The organism is Bacillus sp. DE0042 (assembly GCF_007680225.1).
Classification (GTDB): domain Bacteria; phylum Bacillota; class Bacilli; order Bacillales; family Bacillaceae_G; genus Bacillus_A; species Bacillus_A wiedmannii.
This window is the reverse complement of sequence record NZ_VEJP01000005.1, coordinates 1-15,917: the sequence shown is the minus strand read 5'-3', so window position 1 is coordinate 15,917 and position 15,917 is coordinate 1. Positions and strand designations below refer to the sequence as shown.

17 protein-coding genes are annotated in these 15,917 nt (G+C 36.0%); 6 read left to right on the top strand and 11 right to left on the bottom strand.

All coding sequences use genetic code 11. The annotated features are described in order from the left end of the window. The first annotated feature begins 61 nt into the window (after positions 1 to 61). Complete coding sequence (locus FS802_RS18735) at positions 62 to 247, top strand: PspC domain-containing protein (RefSeq protein WP_000044335.1); 186 nt, start codon at positions 62 to 64, stop codon at positions 245 to 247. Positions 248 to 317: 70 nt separating this feature from the next. Here the strand turns inward: FS802_RS18735 and FS802_RS18730 are convergent, their stop codons facing one another. Beyond that, positions 318 to 890, bottom strand: coding sequence for a helix-turn-helix domain-containing protein (locus FS802_RS18730; protein ID WP_098654346.1), 573 nt, complete (start codon positions 888 to 890; stop codon positions 318 to 320). A 100-nt stretch (positions 891 to 990) separates the two neighbouring features. On the opposite strand from FS802_RS18730, the gene FS802_RS18725 reads away from it, so the two are divergent. Together FS802_RS18725 and FS802_RS18720 are read left to right on the top strand one after the other, a co-directional pair. Next, complete coding sequence (locus FS802_RS18725) at positions 991 to 1,956, top strand: DMT family transporter (RefSeq protein WP_001201647.1); 966 nt, start codon at positions 991 to 993, stop codon at positions 1,954 to 1,956. Between the two features lie 142 nt (positions 1,957 to 2,098). Beyond that, positions 2,099 to 2,764, top strand: coding sequence for an MIP/aquaporin family protein (locus FS802_RS18720; protein ID WP_000913204.1), 666 nt, complete (start codon positions 2,099 to 2,101; stop codon positions 2,762 to 2,764). Between the two features lie 59 nt (positions 2,765 to 2,823). On the opposite strand, the gene FS802_RS18715 is transcribed toward FS802_RS18720, so the two are convergent. The 3 genes from FS802_RS18715 to FS802_RS18705 all read right to left on the bottom strand — a co-directional run bounded on the left by FS802_RS18715 (position 2,824) and on the right by FS802_RS18705 (position 5,481). Then, positions 2,824 to 3,255 carry an Rrf2 family transcriptional regulator gene (locus FS802_RS18715; RefSeq protein WP_000512998.1) on the bottom strand — a complete coding sequence of 144 codons (432 nt, stop codon included), beginning with the start codon at positions 3,253 to 3,255 and terminating at the stop codon, positions 2,824 to 2,826. 118 nt (positions 3,256 to 3,373) lie between these two features. After that, entirely contained in the window at positions 3,374 to 4,594 is a 1,221-nt protein-coding gene (locus FS802_RS18710) for an ABC transporter permease (protein WP_048562186.1), read from the bottom strand. 2 nt (positions 4,595 to 4,596) lie between these two features. Then, positions 4,597 to 5,481, bottom strand: a complete 885-nt coding sequence (locus tag FS802_RS18705) for an ABC transporter ATP-binding protein (RefSeq protein WP_137014411.1) — start codon at positions 5,479 to 5,481, stop codon at positions 4,597 to 4,599. A gap of 343 nt (positions 5,482 to 5,824) precedes the next feature. Here FS802_RS18705 and FS802_RS18700 point away from each other — a divergent pair, with 343 nt between their 5' ends. Then, on the top strand, positions 5,825 to 6,652 hold the full coding sequence (locus tag FS802_RS18700) for a 5'-nucleotidase, lipoprotein e(P4) family (protein WP_000782761.1): 828 nt from the start codon (positions 5,825 to 5,827) through the stop codon (positions 6,650 to 6,652). A gap of 26 nt (positions 6,653 to 6,678) precedes the next feature. Here the strand turns inward: FS802_RS18700 and motB are convergent, their stop codons facing one another. Both motB and motA read right to left on the bottom strand, forming a co-directional pair. Continuing rightward, a complete protein-coding gene (motB, locus tag FS802_RS18695; protein ID WP_001256734.1) occupies positions 6,679 to 7,467 on the bottom strand; it encodes a flagellar motor protein MotB in 789 nt (262 codons plus the stop codon). Beyond that, positions 7,457 to 8,251 carry a flagellar motor stator protein MotA gene (gene motA, locus FS802_RS18690; RefSeq protein ID WP_000344854.1) on the bottom strand — a complete coding sequence of 265 codons (795 nt, stop codon included), beginning with the start codon at positions 8,249 to 8,251 and terminating at the stop codon, positions 7,457 to 7,459. The genes motB and motA overlap by 11 nt, the downstream gene beginning before the upstream one ends. Positions 8,252 to 8,516: 265 nt before the next feature. On the opposite strand from motA, the gene FS802_RS18685 reads away from it, so the two are divergent. Further along, positions 8,517 to 9,296 carry a M15 family metallopeptidase gene (locus FS802_RS18685; RefSeq protein ID WP_000720204.1) on the top strand — a complete coding sequence of 260 codons (780 nt, stop codon included), beginning with the start codon at positions 8,517 to 8,519 and terminating at the stop codon, positions 9,294 to 9,296. A 36-nt stretch (positions 9,297 to 9,332) separates the two neighbouring features. Here FS802_RS18685 and FS802_RS18680 read toward each other — a convergent pair whose 3' ends face one another. The 4 genes from FS802_RS18680 to sdhC form a co-directional block, all read right to left on the bottom strand. Further along, the gene (locus FS802_RS18680; protein WP_000822749.1) at positions 9,333 to 9,779 is read right to left on the bottom strand and encodes an acyl-CoA thioesterase; all 447 of its coding nucleotides are present in this window, start codon (positions 9,777 to 9,779) and stop codon (positions 9,333 to 9,335) included. 93 nt (positions 9,780 to 9,872) lie between these two features. After that, a complete protein-coding gene (gene sdhB / locus FS802_RS18675; RefSeq protein ID WP_001291830.1) occupies positions 9,873 to 10,634 on the bottom strand; it encodes a succinate dehydrogenase iron-sulfur subunit in 762 nt (253 codons plus the stop codon). After that, the gene (gene sdhA / locus FS802_RS18670) at positions 10,627 to 12,420 is read right to left on the bottom strand and encodes a succinate dehydrogenase flavoprotein subunit (RefSeq protein WP_000676749.1); all 1,794 of its coding nucleotides are present in this window, start codon (positions 12,418 to 12,420) and stop codon (positions 10,627 to 10,629) included. Before sdhA ends, sdhB begins: the two co-directional genes overlap by 8 nt. A gap of 13 nt (positions 12,421 to 12,433) precedes the next feature. Next, positions 12,434 to 13,060, bottom strand: a complete 627-nt coding sequence (gene sdhC, locus FS802_RS18665) for a succinate dehydrogenase cytochrome B558 (protein WP_000678353.1) — start codon at positions 13,058 to 13,060, stop codon at positions 12,434 to 12,436. Positions 13,061 to 13,359: 299 nt separating this feature from the next. On the opposite strand from sdhC, the gene FS802_RS18660 reads away from it, so the two are divergent. Then, a complete protein-coding gene (locus tag FS802_RS18660) occupies positions 13,360 to 13,809 on the top strand; it encodes a YslB family protein (RefSeq protein ID WP_000042225.1) in 450 nt (149 codons plus the stop codon). 114 nt (positions 13,810 to 13,923) lie between these two features. Here FS802_RS18660 and uvrC read toward each other — a convergent pair whose 3' ends face one another. After that, the gene (gene uvrC / locus FS802_RS18655; RefSeq protein ID WP_098654345.1) at positions 13,924 to 15,708 is read right to left on the bottom strand and encodes an excinuclease ABC subunit C; all 1,785 of its coding nucleotides are present in this window, start codon (positions 15,706 to 15,708) and stop codon (positions 13,924 to 13,926) included. Positions 15,709 to 15,917: the final 209 nt, after the last annotated feature.

Here is a 15,917-nt window from a genome sequence, read left to right as displayed (position 1 = left end):
GAATTTTTAGGTGGAGGTCTTACTGCCCGTCAAAGCGGGATAAAAAGGAGTGGATTGGAAGATGTCAAAAAGATTATGTAAATCCGAAACTGATAAAATGCTATTTGGTATATGCGGTGGTTTAGGGGAATATTTTGATATTAGCTCTACTCTCATTCGCATACTTTGGGTCATTGCTATTTTATGTTTTGGGACGGGGTTTTTAGTTTATTTTATTTGTCTATTACTTATGCCACGCTCTTACTAATAACAGTCTTTCATCTATTTGAGCATAGCGTATAAAAAATCCCCTATAGATTTTTCTATAGGGGATTTTTTCATGAAGAATATTTCATCGTTAAATGTAATACTGCTACTTCATCTTCTTCATTTCTATAACTATGTTTTTTATTCGCTTCAAATTGAATAGAGTCAAACTCATTTAATTCGTATACATCGCTTTCTACTTGAATCGATACTTTCCCTTTCATTACTGTTACAAGCTCAATAGCACCTTCATGATGAGCTTCTGGTTCATATATACTATTCGATCTTAAACAAGCACGATGCATTTCCATCCCCGTTTCTTTCGTATAGCGGAACATCATTTCTAAATGCCATGCTTGTCCTACATCTACTGCAAATCCTTCTCCGCAGCGCGCCACAGCTACAGGTTCTCCAACAACCATCAATCGCGATAAAGGAATCGATAACCCTTTCGTTATTTTCCAAATGACAGCTAACGTCGGATTCGTTTCGCCTCTTTCAATCTTTCCTAATGTTAATTTACTAACCCCAGTTTTTTGGGCTAATTCTTCTAAACTTAATTTTTGTTCATTTCGAATTTGTCTTAACAGCTGACCTACTTGCTGAATGACTTCTTTCGTTTGCATATCTTCATGTTCTTTCATCTATAAAACCACCTTAAAGTATAAAATAGTTTACTTTTATTTTTTTTAAGTATATTATACTATACGTAATCATCAAATTCCGAAAGGAGTGCTATGCTTCATGCGCGCAATTTTATTAGGCCTTTTATCATCAGCCTTTTTTTCCGCAACCTTTATTATTAATCGAGCGATGAATGTATCTGGAACGAGCTGGGCCTGGACAGCTTCCTTCCGTTTTTTATTTGCTCTCCCTATTTTATTCCTTATCGTTTTATTTCGCAAAAACTTAAAGGGTTTATGGGAAGAATTAAAGAAACATCCATTAGCGTGGATCGGATGGGGTTCCGTTGCTGGTATTGGTTTCTATTCTTTATTAAGTTTCGCAGCTGTCTTTTCTCCAGCTTGGCTCGTTGCTGGAACTTGGCAAGTTACTATATTAGCAGGTTTACTTTTATCACCATTATTCTTCGTTAAAATAGAAACGAAATCAGGCACAAAACTTGTACGCGGAAAAATTCCACTTCGTAGTTTATATGTCGCATTATTTATTTTACTTGGTGTAATTTGTATGCAAGTGACTGCAGCAGGTCATATTACAATGACTCAGTTCATTTCAGGTTTTTTACCTGTCGTAGTAGCAGCCTTCTTATATCCATTCGGCAACCGAAAAATGATGGAACTTGTTGGCGGACGTCTTGATACGTTCCAACGTGTATTAGGAATGGCAATAGGAAGTCTACCTATAACAATTTTACTTGGTATATATGGATTTTCTACTACCGGTATTCCAACATCCAGCCAAATGTTGCAAGGATTTTTGTTAGCCTTATGTTCTGGCGTGATTGCGACGATGACATTTTTCTTTGCTACTGACTTAGCCAAAGATAACCTCTCTCTACTTGGAGCTGTTGAAGCAACGCAAGCTGGAACGATGGTCTTTACCGTGCTTGGCGAAATTGTTTTCTTGAATGGTTCATTTCCTGGTGGTCTTTCCCTACTTGGAATGATTATTATTATGTTAGGAATGGTTGCAAATAGCGTTTTAAACCGTTCTGCTCCAGTCGTTAAGCAGAAAAAAACTGCATAAAAAAGAGTATAGTTCTCTAACAAAGAACTATACTCTTTTTTATTGTCCCCCTATTTCGCCTTATCAGAATAGTATTTCATTAGCTGTTTATACTAAAACCTATGTTATAATACGTTTCATGCGCAATATTAGGAGGTAAATTATGTTAAAAAAAGCAATCGCTGAATTTATTGGTACATTTGTACTTGTATTATTCGGAACTGGAGTAGCTGTCATTGGCGGCGGAATTGAAGGAATTGGAACATTAGGAATCGCTATGGCTTTCGGTCTATCTATTGTGGCTATGGCATATAGCATCGGAACAATTTCTGGATGTCACATTAACCCAGCGGTATCAGTAGCTATGTTCATCAACAAAAGAATGAACGCTATGGAACTTTGTTATTATGTATTAGCTCAAATTTTAGGTGGTTTATTAGGAACTGCAACGTTAGTAACGATTTTACGCTCTGCTAAAACACCTTTAGATAATTTAGGACAAAATGGTTTTGGAACTCTTGGTTTATCTGGAGCATTTCTAGTTGAATTTATTTTAACTTTCGTATTCATTTTAGTTATCGTTGCTGTAACAGGTAAAAAAGGAAGTTCTTCTCTAGCAGGATTAGTAATTGGTTTCACATTAGTTTTAGTTCACTTATTAGGTATTCCGTTAACTGGAACTTCTGTTAACCCAGCTCGTAGTATCGCACCAGCTTTATTCGCTGGCGGAGAAGCACTTTCTCAACTATGGGTATTCATCGTAGCACCAATTCTTGGTGGTATCGTAGCAGCTATTGTTGGTAAATTCATTTTAAATACTGAAAAATAGAATTTTCAATATTTCTGAATAAAAAAAGGCGAGCCCTCATTATGAGGTTGCTCGCTTTTTTACTCTTTCATTTTAGACTTTAAGTTTGTAACTAATTGATCTACCGTTACATTTGCAAGTACGTTTTCCATCGCTTCTTGCGCCTGCATTAAAATAATTTCTAATACTGATTGAATATTAGCTCCTACTGGACATTCAATGTTGGGATTTTCATGGAAGGAAAATAGTTGTCCTTCTTCTACAACTTCCACTGCTTTATATACATCAAGTAATGTAATTTCTTCTAAATCACGAGCAAGTGTCGTACCACCTTTACCAGCTTGTACATCAACAAGTCCTGCTCTCTTCAACATTCCTGTAATGCGACGAATCACAACTGGATTTGTATTCACACTACCAGCAATCCATTCAGAGGTACAGCGAGAGTTTCGATCTATCGCAAGTAACGTTAACATATGAACACCTACTGTAAAACGACTACTAATCCCCATCTGCACACCCTCCTTTGTATTCATTCTATTAAAAGACGACTCTTATTATTATATACTATTTTTAATTTATACATAAAGAAAAAGCATGATTTCAATAGGAAATCATGCTTTTCTCTCATTATTGACGCTTTATAAATTTCGCTAAATCTTTAAATTTCACTTTATCTGAGTAATTCATTACGCCGTTTACGTAAATGCGGCTTGCAAGCATATTGATGATAACGATAGTCACCAATAAAATTACTAACGTCACACCAATTTCTACAGCCCCAGCTTCACCAGCTACAAGTCTTGAAAATGTAACCATAGGTGTAAAGAATGGAATATATGAACTAACTACAGCTAATGTACTATTAGGATCAAATAATGATTTAATACTAATGAAAAATGCTGCTATACCTAACATTGTAATTGGGAACGAAAGAGATTGCACATCCTCAATTTTTGATACAACAGCCCCAACTGCTGCATATAGCATTGCATATAGTAAGTAGCCCGTAACAAAATATACAACGAACATACTAATTACTACCGCATCCAATTTAGAAAAGTCTAGTGTAAGTCCTATTAAAGATGCGTTTTCTAAATCTACCCACCCTAATAAATATGGTACAAGAAAACCGAAGGAAGCAATAACTAGTAATAGTAAAGCACTAGAAACAATTGCTAAAATTTTGGCATGTAGCATTGTTAATGGTTTTACTTTCGGAAGCATTAACTCCATAACACGGGATGATTTTTCAGATGCTATCGTCGTTCCAATTGCAGTTCCAAACACAATAATAAACATGTATAAAGCAAACGAGAAAACATAACCAATTCCAAAGGAAGATGCATGATCCTTTACTGCTTCTTGTTTTAACGGAATTTCCATCTGTAACTGTTTTGCTACTTCGGCAGATACATTATTTTTTTCGATCATTACCGCTGTATACTGTTCCTTTAAATAACTTGCCATAAGTGTAGCAGTTGATTGACTCGGAAAACCACTATACATATACGTCACTTCCGGAATACCATTCTTTTCTGTAATATGGAATAAACCGTCTAAATCCCCATCTTCCACTTGCTTACGTAACTCATTAAATTTATCCTTATTTTCTACAGTTACTTTAGCAGACGGAAGTAACTTTGTTACATCACTTTCTTGAACTTTATAAGTATCGCTTTCCGTTACTACCGCAAATTTATCTTTTCCTTTATCGTTATCAGCAGTGAAATGATTAAATGCGAAAAGTCCAAACACAACTAAAAATAAAATCGCACTCGTAATTAATGATTTTTTAGATAAAAATGCTTCCCTGAAATAAAATGAAAATACGTGAGAAAATTTACGCATCGTTATTTCGCCCTCTCTACAAAGATTTCGTTTAACGTCGGCTCTAACATTTTAAATTGTCGTAAGGTAACACCTTGTTCTTGCAATTGTTGTAAAATCTTTAGAGCTTCTGCATCATCTTGTACTTGCACATAAAGAAGGCCTTGTTGTTTTTCATACGATACATGAATAGCTTCTAATCCCTTCGCATTCTCTTCTGTATCTTCAATCGTTAAATTACGGAAACCGTACTCTTTTTTAATATCACTTAACTGGCCTTTTACGACTGCTTCGCCTTTTTTCAAAATACATACATGTTGGCAAAAAGCCTCTACTTGTTCCATACGATGACTAGATAAAATAATGGTCTTTCCGCTCTGTACTTGTTCTTCAATAATGCTAGCTAACATCCCAGCATTAACTGGATCTAGTCCGCTAAATGGTTCATCTAAAATGAGAAGTTCAGGATTATGAAGAAGGGCAGCAATTAATTGGATTTTTTGCTGGTTCCCTTTTGAAAGCTCTCCTGCCGTTTTAAATTTATATTCCGGTATTGCTAATCGTTCTAACCAGTGATCAATAGCAAGATCTACTTCTTTTTTCGACATTCCTTCTAATCTACCAAAATATCGCAACTGGTCTATTACTCTACTTTTTGTATATAAACCTCTTTCTTCTGGTAAATACCCAATCGTTACCCCACTAGTCCCAAATGATTTTCCATCCCATGTAATAGATCCTTCATTAGGCGTTAATAATCCGAGAAGCATTTTGATTGTCGTTGTTTTTCCTGCACCATTTCGTCCAAGTAATCCTAGCACTTCGCCTTTTGGTAACGAAATTTGCAAACCGTTCACTGCTTTTGATTCCCCAAATAGTTTCGTTAAGTTCTGAATTTGTAAACTCAAAGTATAAAGCCTCCCCTTTAATATCATTCATACTCTCTTTCAAAGACTATGTTTATTCAGGATAAAATATAGCACTACACTTCATCCTCTTAGTATGTAACATCTCCTTAATCCATCATTTGTTCCATTTAGTTAAAATTGTAAATAATATCACGTCATTTGTCAATTATAATTGTCATTTCGACAATAAAAATTGACAAAATGATTTCCATCATTTTTCTCATCTTTCTAATATAGGACATACTACTATATATACAAAAGACAATATGCAAATGTTCATAAAAAAATTTTTATATTTTAATATATAATATAAGATGATTTTCTAACATCAAGGAGGATACATATGAAGATGAAGAGGGGTATTACCACTTTATTATCTGTAGCGGTTCTATCTACATCGCTTGTAGCATGTTCAGGAACACCAGAGAAAACAGTGGCAAAAGAAGAAAAAGTAAAATTAACAGAACAGCAATTAATGGCTGATTTATGGTATCAAACAGCCGGTGAAACGAAAGCACTTTACTACCAAGGGTACAATATCGGTCAATTGAAGCTTGATGCAGCTCTTGCAAAAGGGACAGAGAAAAAGCCTGCTATCGTACTTGATTTAGACGAAACCGTTTTAGACAACAGCCCTCATCAAGCAATGAGCGTAAAAACAGGAAAAGGCTATCCTTACAAATGGGATGATTGGATTAATAAGGCTGAAGCTGAAGCCCTTCCAGGCGCAATTGATTTCTTAAAATATACGGAGTCTAAAGGTGTAGATATTTATTACATCTCAAATCGTAAAACGAACCAACTAGATGCAACAATTAAAAATCTTGAGCGTGTAGGTGCTCCTCAAGCAACGAAAGAACATATATTACTACAGGATCCGAAAGAAAAAGGAAAAGAAAAACGCCGTGAACTCGTTTCGCAAACACATGATATCGTCTTATTCTTCGGTGATAACTTATCTGATTTCACTGGTTTTGACGGAAAGTCTGTAAAAGATCGAAATCAAACAGTCGCAGATTCAAAAGAACAATTTGGTGAGAAATTTATTATTTTCCCGAATCCGATGTATGGCGATTGGGAAGGCGCTTTATATGATTATGATTTCAAAAAATCAGATGCAGAAAAAGATAAAATCCGTCGCGACAACTTAAAATCATTTGATGCAAAATAAAAGAGGATGGCATTCGCCATCCTCTTTTATTTTACTTTCTCTGTTAAAGGCAAGATAAATACTTCCACACGTCTATTCTTTGCCTTTCCTTCTTGTGTATCGTTTGGAGCAATCGAACGGTATTCTCCGTAACCAATCGCACTAAATTTTTCTGGTTGTAATTCTTTATTTTGCAGTAATACTTGCATAAAATTAACTGCCCGCTGCGTACTTAATTCCCAGTTCGACGCAAACTGCGCATTGGCAATAGGGACATTATCCGTATGTCCCGATACTGTAATTTCACGAGGTGACGCTGAAACAAGTAAGCTAGACATCTCTTTTGCAATCCCTAAAGATTCTAATTTCACATCTGCTTTCCCCGAATCAAACAGTATATTCTCTAATATTGTCACCATTAATCCCTTTTCAGTTAATTTAGTTTGAAAAGAAGAGGATAATTGTTTTTCATTAATATATTGATCAATCTTTTTTTGTAATGCTTTCAATTCATCCATCTCTTTTTTTTCTTTCGCTCTAGCTTCTTCTTGTTTTTTTGCTTGTTCTGCCTCAAGGCTACTTGCTGATAATTCTTTTTCATCATTTGGCTTTTGATCACTTAAAAATTCTTTGTTACCTGTTCCACCGGCTAATTCACTTCGAAAAGCAACTGCCATCTGTTTAAACTTCGCAGCATCTATACTACTCATTGCGAATAAAACGATGAACAATGCAAATAACAACGTTAACATATCAGAATATGGAATTAACCAAGTTTCGTCGATATGCTCATCATGTTTTTTCTTTTTGCCTCTTCTATTTTTCTTACTCCGCATTTTTTTCTGCTCCTTTTTCTAGCTTTTTACGCTCAGTTGCAGAAAGTGAACCTAAAATGCGGTTCTTCATAATAAACGGATATGTACCTTCTTGTAACATTAATAAACAATCAATGATTAAACGTTTTTTCTCGATTTCAGCTGCAGATTTTTGTTTTAACTTATTTGCAAATGGATGCCATAATACATAACCTGAAAAAATACCAAAAATCGTTGCAATAAACGCACCTGAAATAGCATGTCCTAACTTTTCAATATCAGTTAAATTACCAAGCGCAGCTACAAGACCAATAACAGCACCTAAAACCCCTAATGTCGGTGCATATGTACCAGCTTGAGAAAAAATTGCTGCTCCTTTTGCATGCCTTTCTTCAATTGCTTCTAATTCAGCTTCTAAAATCTGCTCTAAATCTTCTGCGGATACGCCATCAATCACAAATTTCATACCACGCAAAAGAAATTCATCTTGAATTTTGTCTAATTGTTGCTCTAAAGACAAAATACCGTATTTTCTACTTTCTGATGTCCAATGAACAAATAATTCTAGCAACTGTTCATAACTTAAATCCTTTTTATTTGAACCAAAAAGAACTTTAAATAATTTTGGAACCCTTTTTAGTTGATTCATCGGAAATGCTATACATACTGCAGCAAATGTACCGATAAAAATAATTAATGCTGCGGCAGGATTCAATAAGGCATTTACGTCAGCGCCCTTGACGACCATCCCTACTACCACTGCTACAAATCCTAAAATAAGTCCAATAATTGTTGCAAAATCCATTCCCATTCACTCCTAGTCTATACAAGAAGTTCTTTATTCTCGATAATCGCTACATCTTCTTATGTATATATATTACATAAAAAATTCATTTCATGAAAGATAAGAAATGAATTAAATGAAAAAATACTACAATTTCACACATTTTCTGACATTTTCTTTGCATTTCTATTACGTTACGACTCTTATATTTCTTTTTCAGTAAACTAGACTTATAATAAAAAACGATACATATTTTATTAAGAAAGGACTGTGATTACAAGGTATCATGAAAAAGATAATCATTATTTCTGCCACTACTATTGTAATCGGTATCACTTCTTTCGCTTACTTTAGTTCTAAACCACCACTACAAAATGAGGCGAAAGCTGTCGAAAGTCAACAGCATAGTAATCACCAAAAAGAAGAGATTCCTGCTTTTCCAAAAGCTGATCATACTGCAAAGAAGCTAGAAAATGATTTTTCCGTTGTAACAAATCCAGAGTCTAATCTTGTCTTAGTTAATAAACATCGAAAACTACCAGACGGATACACACCTGAAGACTTAACAAGACCAAACGTACCATTTACTAGTCCAAAAGATAAAGAAAAAACGCTACTGCGTAAAGATGCTGCAGATGCGCTTGAAAATATGTTTGAAGCGGCAAAGAAAGAAGGACTTGAACTTACAGCTGTATCTGGTTATCGTTCATACAAACGCCAAAAATCATTACATGATACATACGTTAGACGTCAAGGAAAAGCTGAAGCTGATTCAGTAAGTGCCATTCCTGGTACGAGTGAACATCAAACTGGTTTAGCAATGGATATTAGTTCAAAATCTGCTAAATTCCAATTAGAGCCTATTTTTGGAGAGACAGCCGAAGGAAAATGGGTTGCAAAACATGCCCATGAATTTGGCTTTGTAATTCGTTATTTAGAAGATAAAACAGAAACAACAGAATATTCATATGAACCGTGGCATTTGCGCTACGTTGGTAATCCATACGCTACATACATATATAAACATCATTTAACATTAGAAGAAGCAATGAAAGACAAAAAATAAGAGAGCAAATTGCTCTCTTATTTTTCTTTCACTCTATCATTGTAGTAATTTTTTCTTCCATTCTTCAGGCCACGGTTCGCCTTTTCCCGTTTTTTTCGATGCTTGAACCATCATTCCACGACCGACTAAACAAGCTTCTCCTTCTGCATTCTTCACCATATAATGCAAATCTAAAGAAGAATTCCCAACCGATCCCGCTTTTACATATACCTTCAACTGTTCATCAAAATATATTTGCTTAATAAAATTACATTGTAAATCTGCAACAACGATCATCGTTTCTGAAGATTCATGCGTCCATTCTTGCATAAATCCAAGTTCTTTAAACAATGCGATACGTGCTTCTTCAAAATAGGTAAAGGCAACGACATTATTTACATGCCCAAACATATCTACTTCACCAAAACGAACTTTTACAGGATTGTAAAATGAAAAACCACTTTCCCATCTCTCAAAGTCTTCAATATAAGAAATCCTCTTCATTGTTCCCTCTCCTTTTCGCCTTCAAAATAAACAGAATAAACAGAAAAATAAAGTTATAAATATTGCCTCTTCAACATGAAGAGGCAATATTTATTAATAGTTATTGTCGCTACCAAAGAAATCTTTGAACGATTGAATTGTTGTATCACGGTTTAATGCCGCAATTGAAGTTGTTAATGGAATACCCTTTGGACATGATTGCACACAGTTTTGAGAGTTACCACAGTTTGCAAGTCCTCCATCTCCCATAATTGCACGTAAGCGATCTGCTTTATGCATTTCACCCGTTGGATGTGAGTTGAATAAACGAGCTTGTGATAACGGTGCTGGTCCAATAAAGTCAGATTTACTATTTACGTTTGGACATGATTCTAAGCAAACACCACATGTCATACATTTTGAAAGCTCATAAGCCCATTGACGTTTCTTCTCAGGCATTCTTGGCCCTGGTCCTAAGTCATACGTACCATCAATTGGAATCCAAGCTTTAACGCGTTTTAGAGCGTTAAACATGCGACTACGGTCAACTTGTAAGTCACGTACCACTGGGAATGTCTTCATCGGCTTTAAGCGAATTGGTTGTTCTAACTGATCAATAAGAGCTGTACATGATTGACGTGGTTTTCCGTTAATCACCATCGAACATGCGCCACATACTTCCTCTAAACAGTTCATATCCCATGCAATCGGAGTCGTCTGGTTTCCTTTTGAATCAACAGGATTACGACGAATTTCCATCAGTGCCGAAATAATGTTCATATTTGGACGATATGGAATTTCAAACTCTTGGTCAAACTCTTGTGCATCTGGTCCATCTTGTCTCGTAATGATGAGGCGGATTGTTTTCTCAGACATGTTGCTTATCCCCCTTCTCTTCACCCTTAGCAGCTACATCATGTTTTGAAGAATAGTCACGTTTACGTGGTTTAATTAATGAAACATCCACTTCTTCGTAATGGAATGCTGGTGCATTTCCTTCTCCTTCAAATTTCGCCATCGTAGTTTTTAAGAAGTTTGCATCATCACGATTTGGGAATTCAGGTTTGTAATGCGCCCCGCGGCTCTCATTACGGTTATATGCTCCAATTGTAATAACACGTGCTAATTCAAACATATTTGCAAGTTGGCGTGTAAATGAAGCACCTTGGTTACTCCATCTCGCTGTATCGTTAATGTTAATGCGTTTGTAACGCGCCATTAACTCTTCAATTTTCGCATCAGTTTCTAGTAGCTTTTTATTTTCACGAACTACTGTAACGTTATCTGTCATCCATTCTCCAAGCTCTTTATGAAGAACATATGCATTTTCGTTACCATCAAGCGTTAAAATATTGTTAAATTTCTCTGTTTCGATTAATTCATTTTGCTCATATACAGTAGATGAAACAGCATCAGACGATTTAGAAAGACCTTTCATATACTCAATCGCGTTCGGTCCTGCTACCATACCACCGTAAATTGCTGATAATAGTGAGTTCGCACCAAGGCGGTTACCACCGTGCATAGAATAATCACACTCACCTGCTGCAAATAAACCTGGAATACTTGTCATCTGCTTATAATCAACCCATAGTCCGCCCATTGAATAGTGAACTGCTGGGAAGATTTTCATTGGTAGTTTACGAGGATCATCACCTGTAAACTTCTCATAGATTTCAATAATTCCACCAAGTTTAATATCTAGTTCTTTCGGATCTTTATGAGAAAGATCTAAGTACACCATGTTTTCACCGTTAATACCTAGTTTTTGCTCTACGCAAACGTCAAAGATTTCACGCGTTGCAATATCACGAGGTACAAGGTTTCCGTAAGCCGGATATTTTTCTTCTAGGAAGTACCATGGTTTACCATCTTTATATGTCCAAACACGGCCACCTTCACCACGTGCCGATTCACTCATAAGACGTAATTTATCGTCTCCAGGAATTGCCGTTGGATGAATTTGAATGAACTCGCCGTTTGCATAATATGCGCCTTGTTGATATACAGCAGAAGCTGCTGTACCTGTATTAATAATAGAGTTAGTTGATTTTCCAAAGATGATACCAGGGCCCCCTGTTGCCATAATCACGGCATCAGCTTGGAAACTTTTAATCTCCATTGTTTGTAAGTCTTGTGCAACGATTCCTCGGCACACACCTTCGTCATCAACAACAGCTCGTAAGAAATCCCAACCTTCATATTTCGTTACAAGTCCTGCTACTTCGTGACGACGTACTTGCTCATCTAATGCGTATAGTAATTGCTGTCCAGTTGTTGCACCAGCAAATGCTGTACGGTGATGTTGCGTTCCACCAAAACGACGGAAATCAAGAAGTCCTTCTTCCGTACGGTTGAACATAACACCCATACGGTCCATTAAATGAATGATACCAGGTGCTGCTTCACACATTGCTTTAACTGGCGGTTGGTTCGCTAAGAAGTCCCCACCATAAATTGTATCGTCAAAGTGGATCCATGGAGAATCCCCTTCACCTTTCGTATTTACGGCACCGTTAATTCCACCTTGGGCACATACAGAATGTGAACGTTTTACTGGTACTAAAGAAAATAGTTCAACATTTACTCCTGCTTCTGCCGCTTTAATCGTTGCCATTAAGCCGGCCAAGCCACCGCCGACTACTATAAGTTTCCCTTTCATGCTCTCCCACTCCTTACTGGTTTGCTAGCTGTGGATCGATGAACGCTAATAATGCACTCACACCTACATAAGATAGACCTAAGAAAATAGCTAATGTTACATAAGTAGAGATTCTTTGTGAACGTGGAGATACTGTAATTCCCCAGCTTATGCAGAATGTCCATAGTCCATTTGCAAAGTGGAAAATTGTTGAAACAACACCAACTAAGTAGAATGCAAACATAGCTGGATTGTTTAAAATATCTGCCATCATATCATAGTTTACCTCTTTACCTAACAATGCTTGAATACGAGTTTCCCAGACGTGCCAAGAAATGAAAATCAGCGTAACGATACCTGAAATTCGTTGGAAGACGAACATCCAGTTACGGAAATAACCGTAAGATACCGCATTGTTCTTAGCTGTAAATGCAATATATAAGCCATATATAGCATGGTACAGTATAGGTAAAAAGATGATGAAAATTTCTAGCGCATACCGGAATGGAAGGAGCTCCATAAAGCCTGCAGCTTTGTTAAAAGCCTCTGCTCCTCTTGTTGCAAAGTTGTTTACAATTAGATGTTGCGTCAAAAAGACACCAACCGGGATGACCCCCATTAATGAGTGCCACTTACGAAACGTATACTCGCGGCCTTTCATGTCCCCATTACCCCCTTGAATGTTTGACTGCTGTTTTCAGATTAATTTACAACAATAATGTTTTTTCACTATTGGCATAAGAAAAACTGAAAAAATTATTCGAAATATTTCAGCATAATTTGATAACAAGTTCATTTTACCCCTATTTTTGTCGAAGCGTCAAGAAAACGTATACATAATTTGCATATAATTTGCCAATTCTTTTTCCCTTCTTATATATTCAGATTTCCCCAAAGAAAAATCTGTTTTTATAAACGAGAAATGTTATATAATAATCCCTATAGAAAGAGGGGAATATTGTGAGTAAAAATACAATCGATACAACATCTTTAGAAGATGTTTCATTGAACGCCTTCGCTTATGAATTGCTACGTGAAGAATTACTACCTGATTTAATCGGTAACGATTTAGATGGTATTTTATACTGGTCTGGTAGAAACCTTGCAAGAAAATATCCACTAGAAACAATTGAAGAAGTCATTCAGTTCTTTGAAAAAGCTGGCTGGGGCACTTTAAGCATTATTGAACATAAGCGTCGTGAAATGCAGTTCCAACTTAAAGGCACACTCATCGCTGAACGTCAAAAACAAAACAGACATTCTTCTTATCAATTAGAAGCTGGATTCATCGCTGAACAAATTCAAAAGCAACGAAACGTCGTTGCAGAGTCCTATGAAGAAAAGAAAAAACGTTCAGACTCTATTACATTTCTTGTGAAATGGGATATAAAAGATCTCATTGAAGTGTAGCATTACCTACAGTCAACTAGACATATAAGTTTAGTTGACTTTTTTGTATTTTCATTCAGTTAGATTTATTTTAAATCTTCAGAAATTATACCAAAAAACAGAAGACGTTGTAAACTACAACGTCTTCTTATCTGTTAAATAAGTATAAATCGTCTCTGCGACATTTTTCGGCATACCCGCTTCGACAAATTCAGCTAAAGAAGCTTCTTTCATCTTCTTTAATGAACCAAAATGTTTCAACAATATCTTTTTTCGTTTATCTCCAATTCCAGGAATATCATCCAGTGCCGATTGAATGACAGATTTCCCGTGTAATTGACGATGGAATGTAATCGCAAATCGATGCACTTCATCTTGAATGCGCTGCAATAAATAAAATTCTTGGCTATTTCGCTCAAGTATCACAGGTTCAGGTGGATCTCCAATAATTAAATGGGAGGTTTTATGTTTGTCATCTTTTACAAGCCCTGCCATCGGAATATATAAACCGAGTTCGTTTTCTAGAACATCACTTACAGCTGCCAGATGCCCTTTTCCACCATCAATAATGATTAAATCTGGTAAAGGCAAACTCTCTTTCAGTGCCCTTGTATAACGGCGTCTCACAACTTCTCTCATAGACTCATAATCATCTGGTCCTTGAACCGTTTTAATTTTATATTTCCTATATTCTTTCTTAGCTGGTTTCCCATCGATAAAAGCAATCATTGCAGAAACAGGATTTGTCCCTTGAATATTTGAGTTATCAAACGCCTCAATACGATAAGGTGTTTCAATCCCGAGCTGCTTCCCTAAATGATCTACCGCCTTAATCGTTCGCTCTTCATCACGTTCAATTAAGTAGAATTTCTCTTCAAGAGCAATCTTCGCATTTTTATTTGCTAATTCTACAAGATCTTTTTTCTTACCACGTTTCGGCTGTGTCGCTTCAACTTCTAAAAAGCGCTCTACTAACTCTGAGTCTATACTTCCTGGAACGACAATTTCCTTCGGCTTAAAATGACTGCTGTTCTCATAAAATTGACCGATAAATGTTAAAAATCCCTCTTCTGGTTCATCGTAGATTGGAAACATAGAAACATCACGTTCAATTAGCTTTCCTTTTCGAACGAAGAAAACTTGAACACACATCCATCCTTTATCAACTGCATACCCAAATACATCACGATCCACTAAGTCACTCATAATCATCTTTTGTTTTTCCATAATCGCATCAATATGCGCAATTTGATCCCGCAACTCTTTTGCGCGTTCAAATTCTAGTTTCTCTGAAGCTTCATACATCTTTGTTTCTAATTCTGAACGAACTTCTTTATGCCCACCATTTAGAAACTTAATAATTTCATCTACAATTTCTTTATTTTGTTCTTCCGTCACTTCTTTCACACAAGGTGCTAAACATTGACCCATATGATAATATAAACAAACTTTATCGGGCATATTTGAGCACTTACGAAGCGGATACATACGATCTAGCAGTTTTTTCGTTTCATGAGCTGATTGTGCATTCGGATAAGGGCCAAAATACTTTCCCTTATCCTTTTTTACATTTCGCGTAATAAGTAATCGCGGCTGTTTCTCAGCTGTAATTTTAATAAAAGGATATGTTTTATCATCTTTTAATTGAATATTATATTTTGGATCATGTTTTTTTATTAAGTTTAACTCTAAAATGAGAGCCTCTAGATTTGAGGAGGTTACAATATATTCAAAATCTACAATTTCTCCTACAAGCCGCAGTGTTTTTCCATCATGCGAACCAGTAAAGTACGAGCGCACACGATTTTTAAGCACTTTTGCCTTTCCGACATATATAACCGTTCCTTGCTTATCTTTCATTAAATAACAACCAGGTTGATCTGGTAAAATAGCCAATTTTTCTTTTAAATGTTCGTGCACTCGTTACCCTCCATTTCTACATGCTTAGCATCTTTATTTTCACATGAAAACATACTATGCCAAAACACCCAACATACGTTCCTTTATTGTAACGGAAAGGTGTAAAAAAGGAAAATAAAAAAGGCTACCAAATTGATATGATCCCCTTATAGTAGACAGGAAAAAGAAAGAACACTAACCTGTTTACTATGGAGGGGATTTTTTTATGG

Coding starts and splice junctions, on each gene's coding strand:
- FS802_RS18700 (WP_000782761.1), top strand. CDS start 5,825: ATGAAGATGAAGAGGGGTATTACCACTTTATTATCTGTAGCGGTTCTA.
- sdhC (WP_000678353.1), bottom strand. CDS start 13,060: ATGAAAGGCCGCGAGTATACGTTTCGTAAGTGGCACTCATTAATGGGG.
- FS802_RS18725 (WP_001201647.1), top strand. CDS start 991: ATGCGCGCAATTTTATTAGGCCTTTTATCATCAGCCTTTTTTTCCGCA.
- motA (WP_000344854.1), bottom strand. CDS start 8,251: ATGGATTTTGCAACAATTATTGGACTTATTTTAGGATTTGTAGCAGTG.
- sdhA (WP_000676749.1), bottom strand. CDS start 12,420: ATGAAAGGGAAACTTATAGTAGTCGGCGGTGGCTTGGCCGGCTTAATG.
- FS802_RS18710 (WP_048562186.1), bottom strand. CDS start 4,594: ATGCGTAAATTTTCTCACGTATTTTCATTTTATTTCAGGGAAGCATTT.
- motB (WP_001256734.1), bottom strand. CDS start 7,467: ATGCGGAGTAAGAAAAATAGAAGAGGCAAAAAGAAAAAACATGATGAG.
- FS802_RS18680 (WP_000822749.1), bottom strand. CDS start 9,779: ATGAAGAGGATTTCTTATATTGAAGACTTTGAGAGATGGGAAAGTGGT.
- sdhB (WP_001291830.1), bottom strand. CDS start 10,634: ATGTCTGAGAAAACAATCCGCCTCATCATTACGAGACAAGATGGACCA.
- FS802_RS18720 (WP_000913204.1), top strand. CDS start 2,099: ATGTTAAAAAAAGCAATCGCTGAATTTATTGGTACATTTGTACTTGTA.
- FS802_RS18685 (WP_000720204.1), top strand. CDS start 8,517: ATGAAAAAGATAATCATTATTTCTGCCACTACTATTGTAATCGGTATC.
- FS802_RS18715 (WP_000512998.1), bottom strand. CDS start 3,255: ATGGGGATTAGTAGTCGTTTTACAGTAGGTGTTCATATGTTAACGTTA.
- FS802_RS18735 (WP_000044335.1), top strand. CDS start 62: ATGTCAAAAAGATTATGTAAATCCGAAACTGATAAAATGCTATTTGGT.
- FS802_RS18730 (WP_098654346.1), bottom strand. CDS start 890: ATGAAAGAACATGAAGATATGCAAACGAAAGAAGTCATTCAGCAAGTA.